The following is a 13,669-nucleotide window of genomic DNA, read 5'->3' as shown; positions in this document are numbered from 1 at the left end:
GGATCTGCATTGTTCCGACAGGAGAAATCCGCAGATCCGGCGCTAGAGTGGCATCCATGACGCAGATACGGATCCGAGACGCCGCGAGCTTCCTCGGGGTGAGCGACGACACCGTGCGCCGCTGGATCGACGGGGGCCTCCTGGCGAGCGGCAAGGACGAGGCGGGGCGCAGCGTCGTCGACGGCCTCGCGATGGCCGAGCTCGCCCGCCGCAACGCCGTGCTGCCCGCCGACCCGTCCGAGATCGGCCGTTCGGCGCGCAACCGGCTCGTCGGTGTCGTCACCGGGGTCGTCGCCGACACGGTGATGGCCCAGGTCGAACTGCAGTGCGGCCCCCACCGCATCGTCTCGCTGATGAGCAGCGAAGCGGTGCGCGAACTGGGCCTCGAGCCCGGCTCGATCGCCATCGCGGTGGTCAAGGCCACGACCGTGATGATCGAGACCCCGGGCGGGCGGGCCTGATGCGCCGCGCGACGACGGCGGTGCTGGCCGCGGCCACGCTGCTGCTGCTGAGCGGATGCGCGGGCCAGGCCGCCCCGGCGAGTGACGTCCCGGCATCCTCCGCCGTCCCCGGCAGCACGGAGGCCGCCCTCGAGGGCACCGTCACCGTGTTCGCGGCGGCCTCGCTGAAGGCCACCTTCACCGAGCTCGCCCAGGAGTTCGAGGCCGCGCATCCGGGAGTCACCGTCGAGCTCTCGTTCGCCGGCTCCTCGGACCTCGTGACCCAGATCACCGAGGGGGCGCCGGCCGACGTGTTCGCCTCGGCCGACGAGAAGAACATGGCGAAGCTCATCGACGCCGGTGTGGTCGACGCCGCGGCACCGGTCGACTTCGCCACCAACGTGCTCACGATCGCCGTGCCCCCGGGCAACCCGGGCGGCGTCGCGCGCCTCGCCGACCTCGCCGACCCGGGCATCGCCACGGTGCTCTGCGCACCCCAGGTGCCCTGCGGCGCCGCCGCGGAGACCCTCGAGAAGGCCGCCGGCGTGACGATCCCCGCCGTGAGCGAGGAGTCCTCCGTCACCGACGTGCTCGGCAAGGTCACGAGTGGCGAGGCCGACGCGGGACTGGTCTACGTCACCGACGTGGTGGCCGCCGGCGACGCCGTCGAGGGCATCGACATCGCGGAGTCGGCCGAAGCCGTCAACACCTATCCGATCGCTCCTGTCGCCGGCGCCCAGAACCCCGCGGCGGCCCGGGCGTTCGTCGAGCTCGTCACCGGCAGCGCGGGCCGCGACGTGCTGGCCGCCGCCGGCTTCGGCGCCCCCTAGGCCGCGATGTCCGGGAGCACGTACGGCGGGGTGCCGCGCTGGGTCGCCGCGGTGGCCGCGGTCGGCGCCGCCTTCGTGGTGCTGCCGCTCGTGGCGATGCTCCTGCGGGTGAACTGGGCCGACTTCGTGCCGCTGATCACCTCCGAGTCCTCGCTCGACGCCCTCGGCCTCAGCCTCCGCACCTCCCTCGCCTCGACCGCGCTCTGCGTGATGCTCGGGGTGCCGATGGCGGTCGTGCTCGCCCGCACGCGGTTCTGGGGGCAGAAGGTGCTGCGCTCGCTGGTGCTGCTGCCGCTCGTGCTGCCGCCGGTCGTCGGCGGCATCGCGCTGCTCTACACCTTCGGGCGGCGCGGGCTGCTCGGGCAGGGCTTCGAGGCCTTCGGCGTGACCATCGCCTTCTCCACCACGGCGGTCGTGCTCGCGCAGACCTTCGTGGCGCTGCCGTTCCTGGTGCTCAGCCTCGAGGGGGCGCTCCGCACGGTCGGCACCCGCTACGAGGCCGTCGGCGCGACGCTCGGCGCGCGGCCCACCACAGTGCTGCGGCGCATCACGCTGCCGCTCGTGCTGCCCGCCCTCGTCTCGGGCGCGGTGCTGTCGTTCGCCCGCGCGCTCGGCGAGTTCGGCGCCACCCTCACCTTCGCGGGCTCGCTGCAGGGCGTCACGCGCACGCTGCCGCTCGAGATCTACCTGCAGCGCGAGACCGATCCGGATGCGGCGGTCGCCCTCTCGCTCGTGCTGGTCGTCGTCGCCGTGGTCGTCGTGGCCGTCGCGCACCGCGCCGGCGAGCCCGCCGGACTCCGCCTGAGGCGGCGGGCGCGATGAGCTTCGAGCTGGAGGCGACGGTGCTCGAGCGCGACGTGTCCGTGTCGCTCGAGGTGGGACCGGGAGAGACGATCGCCGTGCTCGGGCCGAACGGCTCCGGCAAATCGACCGTGCTCGACGTCATCGCCGGACTGCTCCGCCCCGACCGCGGGCACGCCCGACTGGATGCCCGGCGGCTCTTCGACGTCGGCGGCACCGGCCGCGGCCACTGGCTGCCCCCGCACGCCCGTGGCGTCTCGATGCTGGCTCAGGACGCGCTGCTCTTCCCGCACCTGAGCGTCCGCGACAACGTGGCGTTCGGCCCGCGGAGCCGCGGGCGATCGCGCGCGGAGGCCGGAGCCCGCGCGGCCGAGTGGCTGGAACGCGTCGACGCCGCCGAGCTGGCCGATCGCCGCCCCGCCCAGCTCTCGGGAGGCCAGGCGCAGCGCATCGCCGTGGCCAGAGCCCTCGCGGCCGACCCGGCGCTGCTGCTCCTGGACGAGCCCATGGCGGCGCTCGACGTCTCGGTCGCACCGGCGCTCCGGCGCACGCTGCGGACGGTGCTCGCCGGGCGCAGCACGATCATCGTCACCCACGACGTGCTCGACGCCTTCACGCTGGCCGACCGGGTCGTCGTGCTCGACGCCGGCCGGGTGGTCGACTCCGGCCCGACGGCCGCCGTGCTGGAACGGCCGCGCACGCCCTTCGCGGCCGGGCTCACCGGGGTCAATCTGCTCACCGGTGTCGCCGAGGGGGCGGCGGTGGTGCTCACCTCCGACGGACATCGCCTGGCGGTGCGCCCGGTGGAGCGGCTGCGGCCCGGGAGTGCGGTGGCGGTTTCGCTGCGGCCCGCCGCGGTCTCCGCCGCACGGGAGCAGCCACCCGGGGCGTCCGGCCGCACCACCGTGCCGGGCCGGGTGACCGACGTCGAGCCGCGCGGCGACACGGTGCGGGTGCGCGCCGGCACGCTCGCGGCCGACGTCTCGCCGCGGGACGCGGCCGAACTCGACCTCGCGCCCGGGGTGACCGTGTGGTTCTCGTTCGCCGCCGACGACGCCACCGCCTACCCGCTCTAGCGCATCCGGAGCGGCCCGCCCGGGCACCCGCGTGAACGGGGCTCAGGCGACCCCGCGTTCGGATCGCGTGAGGATTCACCGCACCGACCGCCCCGAGCCGTCAGGAAAGCGTTAGGACCGCCGGAACCGGGCCCCTCGGCGAGCACACTCGCATCCGTACCGCGCGCCCATCGGGGGCGCCCATCGGATGGAGAACACCGTGCTCGACGTGATCTATATCGTCGCGATCCTCGCCGCCTTCGGCGTCGTCGCCCTCGTCGCGAAGGGGGTCGAGAAGCTGTGATCGTGCTCGAACTCGCCGCCGCGCTGCTGGGTGTCGCCGGAGTGGCGTACCTGGTGGTCGCCCTCGTGAAGCCGGAGAGGTTCTAGATGGAAGCCTGGCTCCTGGTCGCCCAGCTGGCGACCCTCGTGCTCGTGCTGGCGGTCATCCACCGCCCCCTCGGCGACTACATCGCCTGGACCTTCACCCGTGCCAAGGACCTCCGGGTCGAGCGCGGGCTCTACCGGCTCGTCGGGGTCGACTCCGACTCCGAGCAGAGCTGGGGCGCCTACCTCCGCGGGGTGCTCGCCTTCTCGCTGATCGGCGTGCTGTTCGTCTACGCGCTACAGCGGCTTCAGGCCGTGCTGCCCTACTCGCTCGGCTTCCCGGCCGTGCCCGAGGGGCTGTCGTTCAACACGGCCGCGTCCTTCGTGACCAACACGAACTGGCAGTCGTACTCGCCCGACGTCACGCTCGGCTACACCGTGCAGATCGCCGGCCTCGCCGTGCAGAACTTCGTCTCGGCCGGCGTCGGCCTCGCGGTCGCCATCGCCCTGGTGCGCGGCTTCGCGCGGCGGAACACGGGCACGCTCGGCAACTTCTGGGTCGACCTGACCCGGGCCGTGCTGCGCATCCTGCTGCCGCTGGCCGTCGTGTCGGCGATCGTGCTGATCGCGGGTGGCGTCATCCAGAACTTCAGCGGCTTCACCGAGGTGACCACGCTGACGGGTGGCACCGCGACCGTTCCCGGCGGGCCGGTGGCCTCCCAGGAGGCGATCAAGATGCTGGGCAACAACGGTGGCGGCTTCTTCAACACGAACTCCGCGCATCCGTTCGAGAACCCCACGCCCTGGACCAGCATGTTCGAGGTCGTGCTCATGCTCGCCATCCCGTTCGCGCTGCCGCGCACCTTCGGGAAGATGGTCGGCGACACCCGTCAGGGCTACGCCGTGCTGGCCGCGATGGGCGTGCTCTTCGTGGCCTCGCTCGCCGCGCTCACCGCCTTCGAGATCGGCGGCGCCGGAACCGGTCCGCAGCTCGCCGGCGGCGCGATGGAGGGCAAGGAGCAGCGCTTCGGCATCGCCGCGTCGACGCTGTTCGCCACGACCTCGACCATCACCTCCACGGGCGCGGTCAACTCGATGCACGACAGCTTCACGTCGCTCGGCGGCATGATGACGCTGTTCAACATGATGCTCGGCGAGATCGCGCCGGGCGGCATCGGGGCGGGGCTCTACGGCATCCTGATGATCGCGGTGATCACCGTGTTCATCGCGGGCCTGCTCGTCGGCCGCACGCCCGAGTACCTGGGCAAGAAGCTCGGCCCGCGCGAGATCAAGCTGGCGAGCCTGTACATCCTCGCCACGCCCACCCTCGTGCTCGTCGGCACCGCGCTCAGCTTCGCGATCCCGCCGGTGCGCGCCGACGTCGAGAGCACCTCGATCTGGAACCCCGGCCTGCACGGCTTCACCGAGGTGCTCTACGCCTTCACCAGCGCGGCCAACAACAACGGGTCGGCCTTCGCCGGCCTCACCGCCAACACCCCGTGGTTCAACACCGCGCTGGGCCTCGCGATGCTGCTCGGACGCTTCGTGCCGATCGTGCTCGTGCTCGCCCTGGCCGGCTCGCTGGCCGCGCAGGGCAAGGTGCCCGTGACCGCCGGCACCCTGCCGACCCACCGCCCGCAGTTCGTGGGCCTCCTCGTGGGCGTGATCGTCATCGTCGTCGCCCTCACCTACTTCCCCGTGCTCGCACTCGGACCTCTCGCCGAAGGGCTTCAGTAATGTCCAACCTCCCCAGTCAGATCGCCGCGGGGCTCCCCGGGGCGCTCCGCAAGCTGTCCCCGCGGCTGATGTGGCGGAACCCCGTCATGTTCATCGTCGAGGTCGGCGCCGCGTTCACCACGGTGCTCGCCATCGCGCAGCCGTTCGTCGGCGGCTCCGACTCGCTCGCCTTCACCTGGGCGATCGCCGTCTGGCTCTGGCTCACCGTGCTGTTCGCGAACCTCGCCGAGTCGGTCGCCGAAGGGCGCGGCAAGGCGCAGGCCGCCACGCTCCGCTCCACCCGCACCAGCACGATGGCGGCGCGGGTCGTCGGGTACGACCCGGCCGGAGATCCGGCCGCGCTGAAGGCCGAGACCGAGCAGGTGGCCTCGGCCGACCTCACCCTCGGCGACACCGTCGTGGTGGTCGCCGGGGAGCTCGTGCCGGGCGACGGCGACATCGTCGACGGCATCGCCTCGATCGACGAGTCGGCGATCACGGGCGAGTCCGCCCCGGTCGTCCGGGAGTCGGGCGGCGACCGCAGCGCGGTCACGGGCGGCACCCGGGTGCTGTCCGACCGCGTGGTCGTGCGCATCACCTCCAAGCCCGGCGAGACCTTCGTCGACCGCATGATCCGCCTCGTCGAGGGCGCCTCGCGCCAGAAGACGCCGAACGAGATCGCGCTGAACATCCTGCTGGCGAGCCTGTCGATCGTGTTCCTGATCGTCGTGCTCACCCTCGGCCCGATCGCCGGGTACTCGGATGCCGCACCCTCCATCGCCGTGATGGTCGCCCTGCTCGTGTGCCTCATCCCCACCACCATCGGCGCCCTCCTCTCGGCGATCGGCATCGCCGGCATGGACCGGCTCGTGCAGCACAACGTGCTCGCCATGTCGGGACGCGCCGTGGAGGCCGCCGGCGACGTGACCACCCTGCTGATGGACAAGACCGGCACGATCACCTACGGCAACCGCCGGGCCGCCGAGTTCCGCACGCTGAAGGGCGTGCTGGCCGGGGAGCTGCGGGAGGCCGCGGCGCTGTCGTCGCTCTCCGACCCCACACCCGAGGGCAAGTCGATCGTGGATCTGGCTTCGGCCGACGGTTTCGTGAGGCCCGCGGCGGTCGATGGCGAGATCGTCCCCTTCACCGCGCAGACCCGGATGAGCGGGATCGACTTCGCCGACGGCCGCCAGATCCGCAAGGGCGCCGGCTCGGCCGTCACCGCCTGGGCGAAGGAGAGCGGAACCTCGGGCAGCGAGCTCTTCGACGAGCTCGAGGAGTCGACCGACCGCATCGCGAGCCTCGGCGGAACCCCGCTCGTGGTCGCGGTGCGCGAGCCCGGCGCCCCGGCCCGGCTGCTCGGCGTCGTCTACCTCAAGGACATCGTCAAGGAGGGCATGGCGTCGCGCTTCGCCGAGCTGCGTTCGATGGGCATCCGCACCGTCATGATCACGGGTGACAACCCCCTCACCGCCAAGGCGATCGCCGAGGAGGCCGGGGTCGACGACTACCTCGCCGAGGCGACGCCCGAGGACAAGCTCGCCCTGATCCGGAAGGAGCAGGAGGGCGGCCGGCTGGTCGCCATGACCGGCGACGGCACCAACGACGCCCCGGCGCTCGCGCAGGCCGACGTCGGCGTGGCGATGAACACCGGCACCTCCGCCGCGAAGGAGGCCGGCAACATGGTCGACCTCGACTCCGACCCCACGAAGCTCATCGACATCGTGGCCATCGGCAAGCAGCTGCTGATCACCCGCGGGGCGCTCACGACCTTCTCGATCGCGAACGACGTGGCGAAGTACTTCGCCATCATCCCGGCGATGTTCGCAGCGGTGTTCCCGGGGCTCGGGCTGCTCAACATCATGGGGCTGCACTCGCCGGCCTCGGCCATCCTCTCGGCGGTGATCTTCAACGCGCTGGTGATCATCGCGCTGATCCCGCTGGCATTGAGGGGCGTGAAGTACCGGCCCATGTCGGCGTCGCGCATCCTCTCCCGCAACATCCTCGTGTACGGGCTGGGCGGGGTGATCGCCCCGTTCATCGGGATCAAGATCATCGACCTCGTCGTCAGCCTCATCCCGGGCTTCTAGCCCCTCCCGCATCGTCTACAGACAGGACATCACCATGGCCACCACCCGCGGGTTCGCCCGCCCCTACTGGGTCGCCCTCCGCTACATGCTCGTCGCGACCGTCGTGCTCGGCATCGCGTACCCCGTCGCCGTGCTCGGCATCGGCCAGCTCGCGCTGCCCGCCCAGGCCAACGGCAGCATCGTGACCGTCGACGGCGAGCCGGTCGGCTCGTCGCTGATCGGCCAGTCGTTCACCGACGCCGACGGAGCCGCCCTGCCCGAGTGGTTCCAGTCCCGCCCCTCGGCGGCCGGCTACGACGCCTCGGCGTCGGTCGCGAGCAACTACGGGCCCGAGAACCCGTCGTTCCTCGAGGAGATCGAGGCTCGGCGCGACGCCATCGCCGCGAGCGACGGGGTCGACGCCGGCGACATCCCGGTCGACGCGCTCACCACCTCGGGCTCGGGCCTCGACCCGCACATCAGCCCTGAATACGCGAACGAGCAGGTCGCTCGAATCGCGGATGCCCGGGGCGTGCCCGAGGCCGAGGTGCAGTCGCTCGTCGACCAGTTCACCCAGGGTCGCGACCTCGGCTACCTCGGCGAGCCGACCGTGAACGTGCTGCAGCTGAACGTCGCGCTGTCCGAGCTCGCGGGCTGAGCATCCGGTGACCGGGTTCGCGTTCTGGCCGGCAGCCGTCGTGGTGGCGGGGGTGCGCGCATGAAGCAGGGACGGCTGCGGGTGCTGCTCGGGGCCGCCCCCGGCGTGGGCAAGACCTACGCGATGCTCGAGGAGGGGCGGCGGCTGCGCTCGGAGGGCCGGGACGTGGTGGTGGCCGTGGTCGAGACGCACGGCCGCGCCGCCACCCGCGCGATGACCCTCGGCTTCGAGATCGTGCCGCGGCTGCGCGTGGCCCACCGCGGCGTCGACCTCGAGGAGCTCGACCTCGACGCCGTGCTCGCCCGGGCCCCGCAGGTCGCGCTGGTCGACGAGCTGGCGCACACCAACGCGCCGGGACTCGCCCACGAGAAGCGCTGGCGCGACGTCGAGACGCTGCTGGACGCAGGCATCGACGTGATCTCGACCGTGAACATCCAGCACATCGAGTCGCTCAACGACGTGGTGCAGCAGATCACGGGCGTGCCCCAGCGCGAGACGGTTCCGGACGCCGTGCTGCGCGACGCCGACCAGATCGAGGTCGTCGACCTGGCGCCCCAGGCGCTGCGCGACCGCCTCTCGGCCGGCGTGGTCTACCCCGCGGCCCGGATCGACGCGGCCCTGTCGAACTACTTCCGGCTCGGCAACCTCACGGCCCTCCGCGAGCTGGCGCTGCTCTGGCTCGCCGACGAGGTCGACTCCTCGCTGCAGCGCTACCGCAGCGAGCACGGCATCGGCCAGAAGTGGGAGGCGCGGGAGCGCGTGGTCGTCGCCCTCACCGGCGGCCCCGAGGGCGAGACCCTGCTGCGGCGCGGCTCCCGCATCGCGGCTCGCTCGGCCGGCGGCCAGCTGCTCGCGGTGCACGTCACCAGCCAGGACGGCCTGCGCTCGGTCGACCCCGGCGCCCTCACCGCCCAGCGCGCCCTCGTCGAGAGCCTCGGCGGCACCTTCCACCAGGTCGTCGGCAGCGACATCCCCGAGGCGCTCGTGCAGTTCGCCCGCGCCTCGAACGCCACCCAGCTCGTGCTCGGGGTGTCGCGGCGCAGCCGCCTCGCCGCGCTGGTCACCGGGGCGGGCATCGGGGCGACGGTCATCCGCGAGTCGGGCGACATCGACGTGCACATCGTCACGCATGCCGCAGCCGGCGGCCGGCTCAGGATGCGCCTCCCGGGCGTCGGGGGATCGCTCACCGCCCGGCGCCGGCTGCTCGGCGCCGCGATCGCACTGGTGGGCGGGCCGCTGCTCACCTGGCTGCTGACGGCGTTCCGGAGCGAGGACTCGATCACCTCGGACGTGCTGGCGTACCAGCTGCTCGTGGTCGTCGTCGCGCTGGTCGGCGGCATCTGGCCGGCGCTGTTCGCGGCGCTCCTGTCGGGGGTGACGCTCGACTTCTTCTTCGTCGACCCGTTGTACACGGTGACCGTCGACGAGCCGCTGCACCTCCTGGCGCTGCTGCTCTACATCGTGATCGCGGTGCTCGTGTCGATCGTGGTCGACCAGGCGGCCCGCCGCTCGCGGGCGGCGCGGCGGTCGGCGGCCGAGTCGGAGCTGATCGCGGGGGTCGCGGGCGAGGTGCTGCGGGGGCAGGACGCCCTGCAGGCCTTCGTGACCCGCACGCGGGAGGCGTTCGGGCTGACGGGGGTGCGGGTCGTGGTGGGGGAGCGGGTGCTGGCGAGCGACGGGGAGCCGGTGGACGGGCCGGGAGCATCTGACATATCGGTCGATCGGGTGGCCGTGGGAGAGCGGGCCGTGCTCGAACTGCACGGCCGCACGCTGCAGTCGTCCGACCGGCGGCTGCTCGGCATCATCGTCACCCAGCTCGCCTCGGCCCTCGAGAACGCCGACCTCGAGCAGACCGCCCGCGAGATGGCACCGCTGGCCGCCGCCGACCGGGTGCGCACCGCCCTGCTCGCGGCCGTCGGCCACGACCTCCGCCGCCCGCTGGCCAGCGCCACGGCGGCGGTCACCGGGCTGCGCAGCTCGACGGGCATCCTGAGCCCCACCGACCGCGAGGAGCTCTTCGAGACCGCCGAGACGAGCCTCGGCCAGCTCACCCGGCTGCTCACCGACCTGCTCGACGTCAGCCGCGTGCAGGCGGGGGCGCTCGCCGTGACCCTCGCCGACGTCGACCTCGCCGACGTCGTGCCCGCCGCCCTGGAGGAGCTCGAGGTCGGGCCGTCGGCCGTCGAGCTCGACCTGCCCGCCGAACTGCCGGCGATGCGCGCCGACCCGGTGCTGCTCGAGCGCGTGCTGGTGAACCTGCTGGCGAACGCCCTCAAGCACGCGCCGTCGGAGTCGCCCGTGGTGGTGGCGGCGTCGGCGTTCCTCGACGGGGTGCAGATCCGCGTGATCGACCGGGGGAAGGGGGTGCCGGCCGACCGGCGCGAGGACATCTTCGTGCCCTTCCAGCGGCTCGGTGACACCGACAACAGCTCGGGACTCGGCCTCGGGCTGGCCCTCTCGAAGGGCTTCGTGGAGGGGATGGGCGGCACGCTCGAGTACGAGGAGACGCCGGGCGGGGGGTCGACGTTCGTCGTGGCGCTGCGGGTGGCGGACGGCTCGCCGACGTGCGGCGGTACTGTGACCGCATGCCGATGACCGACCTCGCCTCCGCCAGCTGGACCGACGTGCAGCAGCACATCGCCTCCGGCCGCACCCTCGCCGTGCTGCCCTTCGGTGCTCTCGAGCAGCACGGGCCGCACCTCCCGCTCTCGACCGACACGATCCAGGCGGCCGGCGTCGCCGAGCGCATCGCCCGCCACTACGAGGCCCTGCTGCTACCGGCCGTGCCCTTCGTCGAGACCTGGGACAACGGCGGCTTCCCCGGCACGATCTCCCTCGCCGCCTCGACCGTCACCGCGATCTGCCGCGACATCGGCCTCTCGGCACAGTCGTTCGGCGTGACGACCCTGGTCGTCGTGAACGGCGACTACGGTAACCGGGCGCCCGTCCACGCGGCCGCCCGCGAGCTCTCGATCGGGGGCTTCGACACGCTGGTGCTCGACTATCCGGGGCTCGCCGAGATCGGTGACACCGTGAAGGAGACCGCTTGGGCGGCACCGGGTCTCTGCCACGCCGACGAGATCGAGACCTCGATGGTGCTGGCCCTCGAACCGGGGCTCGTGCATCCGGAGCGCTTCGTCGCCGCCTACCCCGAGCTGCCCGCCGACTTCGGGCGGCGACCGATCCGCTTCGACACGCTCTCGCCGAGCGGCGTCTTCGGCGACCCGCGGCCCGCGACCGCCGAGAAGGGCGAAGCGATCATCGCGTACGTCGTCGAGCGCTCGATCGACGAGATCGACGGGCACCTGGCCGCGATCTCCGCCTGAGTCGGGTGGGGTGGATGCCCGCGCGCGCCTACTCGTTCGGGAACGTCAGCGTCGCGAGCCCCCGGGCGCTCGCGTTCGGACGCCGTTCGAGCGCCGGCGACAGCAGCTCGACCAGCACGACCTCGGTCGGATACTGCACAACCCCCGACAGCACGTGCCCCGAGTGCGCCCGCGCCGAGTCGCCCTTGGCGCCGACGGAGGCGTGCAGGTGCACGAGCGGCCCGTCGGATCCGCGCGCGACGCTCGCCGTGCCGTGGCCCTCGCAGTTGCGCACGGTGATCGACTCGGGCATCGGCTCGTCCTCGTCGGCCGGCGGCTCGCCCGCCCCGATCAGCGTGAGCTCGCGGAAGGCCCCCAGGAACACCGGCACGTAGCCGTCAGTCACCCCGAAGCGGATGCACGCCTGCACCAGTGCCTCGAGCACCCGGTCGCCCGGCTCGAGCACCACGAGGATCGTGCGGCCCGTGACCGCTTCGCTACCGAACATCCGTCGATTCTCGCAGGTGTCGGTGCCCCGCCCGTCCACCGGCCGGTGGCTAGGGTGGTGCCTGCGCCGCCCGGGCGCGCGAACGAGGGGAACCCGATGGACGGCACGCTCGAGGGCATCACGGTCTGGAACGGCGAGCGGATGCTCGGGCCCTCCCGGCTCGCCTGGACCACAGCCGGCGACCGCGGCCCCGACTCCATCACCGCACTCGCGCCCGCCGGCGACCGTCACCCGGGGCTCAGCGTCATCCCGGGACTCATCGACACCCACGTGCACCTCGACACGAACGTGCTCGACGGATCGGGCCCCGGCGACGCCTGGCCGCTTGTCACACCGCCCGAGGAAAAGGCGGTGCACGTGGCCGCGCACACGCTGCGCTTCGCGGCGCACGGCGTGACGACGCTGCGCGACCTCGCCGCGTCGCCCGTACAGATCGCGGTGGCGCGGGCGCTCGACCAGGGCGTGCTCGAGGGCCCCCGTCTGCTCGCCAGCGGCCCCGTCGGCATGACCGCGGGGCACGGCGACCTCTTCACGCCGCCGCGGGTGCGCGACCGTCCGCCCGTCGCCGACTCGCCCGACGAGTGCCGGCGGCTCGTGCGGCAGTGGGCGCGCGAGGGAGCGACGGGCATCAAGCTCTACACCAGCGGCGGCATCTTCTCGATGGGCGACCAGGTGGGCTGGCGCAACCAGACGCGGGCCGAGATCGCGGCGACCGTCGACGAGGCGCACGCGCTGGGGATGCTCGTCGCCGCCCACAGCCACACGGCCGAGGGCATAGCGATCGCCCTCGAGGAGGGTGTCGACTCGATCGAGCACGGTACCGGGATGACTCCGGAGCAGTTCCCGGCGCTGGTCGCGGCCAACATACCGGTGAGCCCGACGCTGCTGATCAACGACCTGGTCGCGGCCGGCGGGCCGGGCATCCGCCCCGAGGCCGCCGCGAAGGCGCGGGCGGTCGTGGCCGGGCGCGACGCGGTGTTCCGCGAGGCCGCCCGTGCCGGTGTGCGGTTCGTGCTCGGCACGGATGCGAACGGCCGCTTCGTGCGGCACGGCGGCCAGCTCGACGAGCTGCGGGCGATGAGCCGGCTGTTCGGCTGGGACGCCTCGCGGGCGCTGGTCGCCGCCACCTCGGACGCCGCCGACGCGCTCGGCCACGGCGACCGCATCGGACGGCTCGCGGAGGGGCTCGCCGCCGACTTCGTCGTCGTGCGGGGCCGCCCGTGGGAGGACCTCGACGCGCTGGCGCCCGACCGCATCGTCGCGGTCGTGGCGCGCGGACGCGTACTGGCCGGCCGCCTGCCCGGTTCCTAGACCCAGAAGTCCTCGTGCACCACTGACGCCTCGTCCTCGAGGTGGGGGCCCGAGACCTCGATGCGGCGCTGGCCGCGGGCGAAGACCTCGCGGCAGGGGAGCGAGAAGGTCGGGTTCTCGGGGTGGTCGCCGGTGAGCTCGAGCAGCCGGTGCTCCGAGAGGGCGTAGACGACGCGGTCGACGCCCGTCCAGTAGACGGCCCCCGAGCACATCGCGCACGGTTCGGCACTGGTGTAGAGCGTGCTGCCGGCCATGCCCTCGGCGCCGAGCCGGCGGAACGCGAGCGCGACCGCGCGCAGCTCGGCGTGCTGGGTGGGGTCGCCGGTGGGCGGAAGCGAGTCGTTGCCGGCCTCGGCCACGATCGTGCCCGTGGCATCGGTGACCAGGGCGCCGAAGGGATGGCGGCCCGAGTCACGGGACTCCGCTGCGACCCGCAGGCTCTCGCGCAGAAGTCGGGTGTCGGTGTCGTTCATCAGACCTCCACATGTACACAAGACGGTTGGACAGATCACAGCGAGTGTAGACGAACCCCGGTATTACGACGAAGTGTTACGGCGGCGTTACGGTCCTGCTACAACTCCCGTACAACTTGTGAACAAGTCGCGACCGGCGGTTAGCCTGCTGGAACACCGCGGCTACGACCGTGCCG

13 protein-coding genes are annotated in these 13,669 nt (G+C 72.7%); 11 read left to right on the top strand and 2 right to left on the bottom strand.

All coding sequences use genetic code 11. The features are described 5' to 3' along the window. Positions 1-56: 56 nt before the first annotated feature. From ITJ64_RS01695 to ITJ64_RS01650, 10 genes are all read left to right on the top strand, one after another. On the top strand, positions 57-461 hold the full coding sequence (locus ITJ64_RS01695) for a molybdopterin-binding protein (protein WP_194679055.1): 405 nt from the start codon (positions 57-59) through the stop codon (positions 459-461). Beyond that, complete coding sequence (modA, locus tag ITJ64_RS01690) at positions 461-1,270, top strand: molybdate ABC transporter substrate-binding protein (protein WP_194679053.1); 810 nt, start codon at positions 461-463, stop codon at positions 1,268-1,270. Before ITJ64_RS01695 ends, modA begins: the two co-directional genes overlap by 1 nt. Before the next feature lie 6 nt (positions 1,271-1,276). Then, positions 1,277-2,092 carry an ABC transporter permease gene (locus ITJ64_RS01685; RefSeq protein WP_194679051.1) on the top strand — a complete coding sequence of 272 codons (816 nt, stop codon included), beginning with the start codon at positions 1,277-1,279 and terminating at the stop codon, positions 2,090-2,092. After that, positions 2,089-3,147 (top strand): sulfate/molybdate ABC transporter ATP-binding protein, encoded by a 1,059-nt coding sequence (locus tag ITJ64_RS01680; RefSeq protein WP_194679049.1) that lies wholly within the window; start codon positions 2,089-2,091, stop codon positions 3,145-3,147. The genes ITJ64_RS01685 and ITJ64_RS01680 overlap by 4 nt, the downstream gene beginning before the upstream one ends. 279 nt (positions 3,148-3,426) lie before the next feature. Continuing rightward, on the top strand, positions 3,427-3,516 hold the full coding sequence (locus ITJ64_RS01675; RefSeq protein ID WP_173183582.1) for a potassium-transporting ATPase subunit F: 90 nt from the start codon (positions 3,427-3,429) through the stop codon (positions 3,514-3,516). Continuing rightward, positions 3,517-5,190: a potassium-transporting ATPase subunit KdpA gene (gene kdpA, locus ITJ64_RS01670; RefSeq protein ID WP_194679048.1), complete on the top strand. Its 1,674-nt coding sequence runs from the start codon at positions 3,517-3,519 to the stop codon at positions 5,188-5,190. Next, positions 5,190-7,259, top strand: coding sequence for a potassium-transporting ATPase subunit KdpB (gene kdpB / locus ITJ64_RS01665; RefSeq protein ID WP_194679046.1), 2,070 nt, complete (start codon positions 5,190-5,192; stop codon positions 7,257-7,259). Before kdpA ends, kdpB begins: the two co-directional genes overlap by 1 nt. Positions 7,260-7,293: 34 nt before the next feature. Continuing rightward, entirely contained in the window at positions 7,294-7,896 is a 603-nt protein-coding gene (kdpC, locus tag ITJ64_RS01660; protein ID WP_194679045.1) for a potassium-transporting ATPase subunit KdpC, read from the top strand. A 60-nt stretch (positions 7,897-7,956) separates the two neighbouring features. Continuing rightward, entirely contained in the window at positions 7,957-10,491 is a 2,535-nt protein-coding gene (locus tag ITJ64_RS01655) for an ATP-binding protein (protein ID WP_194679043.1), read from the top strand. Next, the gene (locus ITJ64_RS01650; RefSeq protein WP_194679041.1) at positions 10,482-11,222 is read left to right on the top strand and encodes a creatininase family protein; all 741 of its coding nucleotides are present in this window, start codon (positions 10,482-10,484) and stop codon (positions 11,220-11,222) included. Before ITJ64_RS01655 ends, ITJ64_RS01650 begins: the two co-directional genes overlap by 10 nt. 28 nt (positions 11,223-11,250) lie before the next feature. Here ITJ64_RS01650 and ITJ64_RS01645 read toward each other — a convergent pair whose 3' ends face one another. Continuing rightward, positions 11,251-11,709 carry a PPC domain-containing DNA-binding protein gene (locus ITJ64_RS01645; RefSeq protein WP_194679039.1) on the bottom strand — a complete coding sequence of 153 codons (459 nt, stop codon included), beginning with the start codon at positions 11,707-11,709 and terminating at the stop codon, positions 11,251-11,253. 96 nt (positions 11,710-11,805) lie between these two features. On the opposite strand from ITJ64_RS01645, the gene ITJ64_RS01640 reads away from it, so the two are divergent. Further along, complete coding sequence (locus ITJ64_RS01640) at positions 11,806-13,020, top strand: amidohydrolase family protein (RefSeq protein ID WP_194679038.1); 1,215 nt, start codon at positions 11,806-11,808, stop codon at positions 13,018-13,020. Here the strand turns inward: ITJ64_RS01640 and ITJ64_RS01635 are convergent. Further along, on the bottom strand, positions 13,017-13,493 hold the full coding sequence (locus ITJ64_RS01635) for a nucleoside deaminase (RefSeq protein ID WP_194679036.1): 477 nt from the start codon (positions 13,491-13,493) through the stop codon (positions 13,017-13,019). The genes ITJ64_RS01640 and ITJ64_RS01635 overlap by 4 nt on opposite strands. Positions 13,494-13,669: the final 176 nt, after the last annotated feature.

This window comes from Herbiconiux sp. VKM Ac-1786 (assembly GCF_015350805.1).
GTDB lineage: Bacteria > Actinomycetota > Actinomycetes > Actinomycetales > Microbacteriaceae > Herbiconiux.
Note: the sequence above shows the minus strand (reverse complement) of the source record. Positions and strands in the feature narration are given on the sequence as shown.

Bases quoted from the DNA above. Each gene is read 5' to 3' on its own strand.
- ITJ64_RS01650 (WP_194679041.1), top strand. From the start codon at position 10,482: ATGCCGATGACCGACCTCGCCTCCGCCAGCTGGACCGACGTGCAGCAG.
- kdpC (WP_194679045.1), top strand. From the start codon at position 7,294: ATGGCCACCACCCGCGGGTTCGCCCGCCCCTACTGGGTCGCCCTCCGC.
- ITJ64_RS01640 (WP_194679038.1), top strand. From the start codon at position 11,806: ATGGACGGCACGCTCGAGGGCATCACGGTCTGGAACGGCGAGCGGATG.
- kdpA (WP_194679048.1), top strand. From the start codon at position 3,517: ATGGAAGCCTGGCTCCTGGTCGCCCAGCTGGCGACCCTCGTGCTCGTG.
- ITJ64_RS01695 (WP_194679055.1), top strand. From the start codon at position 57: ATGACGCAGATACGGATCCGAGACGCCGCGAGCTTCCTCGGGGTGAGC.
- ITJ64_RS01680 (WP_194679049.1), top strand. From the start codon at position 2,089: ATGAGCTTCGAGCTGGAGGCGACGGTGCTCGAGCGCGACGTGTCCGTG.
- ITJ64_RS01635 (WP_194679036.1), bottom strand. From the start codon at position 13,493: ATGAACGACACCGACACCCGACTTCTGCGCGAGAGCCTGCGGGTCGCA.
- ITJ64_RS01645 (WP_194679039.1), bottom strand. From the start codon at position 11,709: ATGTTCGGTAGCGAAGCGGTCACGGGCCGCACGATCCTCGTGGTGCTC.
- modA (WP_194679053.1), top strand. From the start codon at position 461: ATGCGCCGCGCGACGACGGCGGTGCTGGCCGCGGCCACGCTGCTGCTG.
- ITJ64_RS01685 (WP_194679051.1), top strand. From the start codon at position 1,277: ATGTCCGGGAGCACGTACGGCGGGGTGCCGCGCTGGGTCGCCGCGGTG.
- kdpB (WP_194679046.1), top strand. From the start codon at position 5,190: ATGTCCAACCTCCCCAGTCAGATCGCCGCGGGGCTCCCCGGGGCGCTC.
- ITJ64_RS01655 (WP_194679043.1), top strand. From the start codon at position 7,957: ATGAAGCAGGGACGGCTGCGGGTGCTGCTCGGGGCCGCCCCCGGCGTG.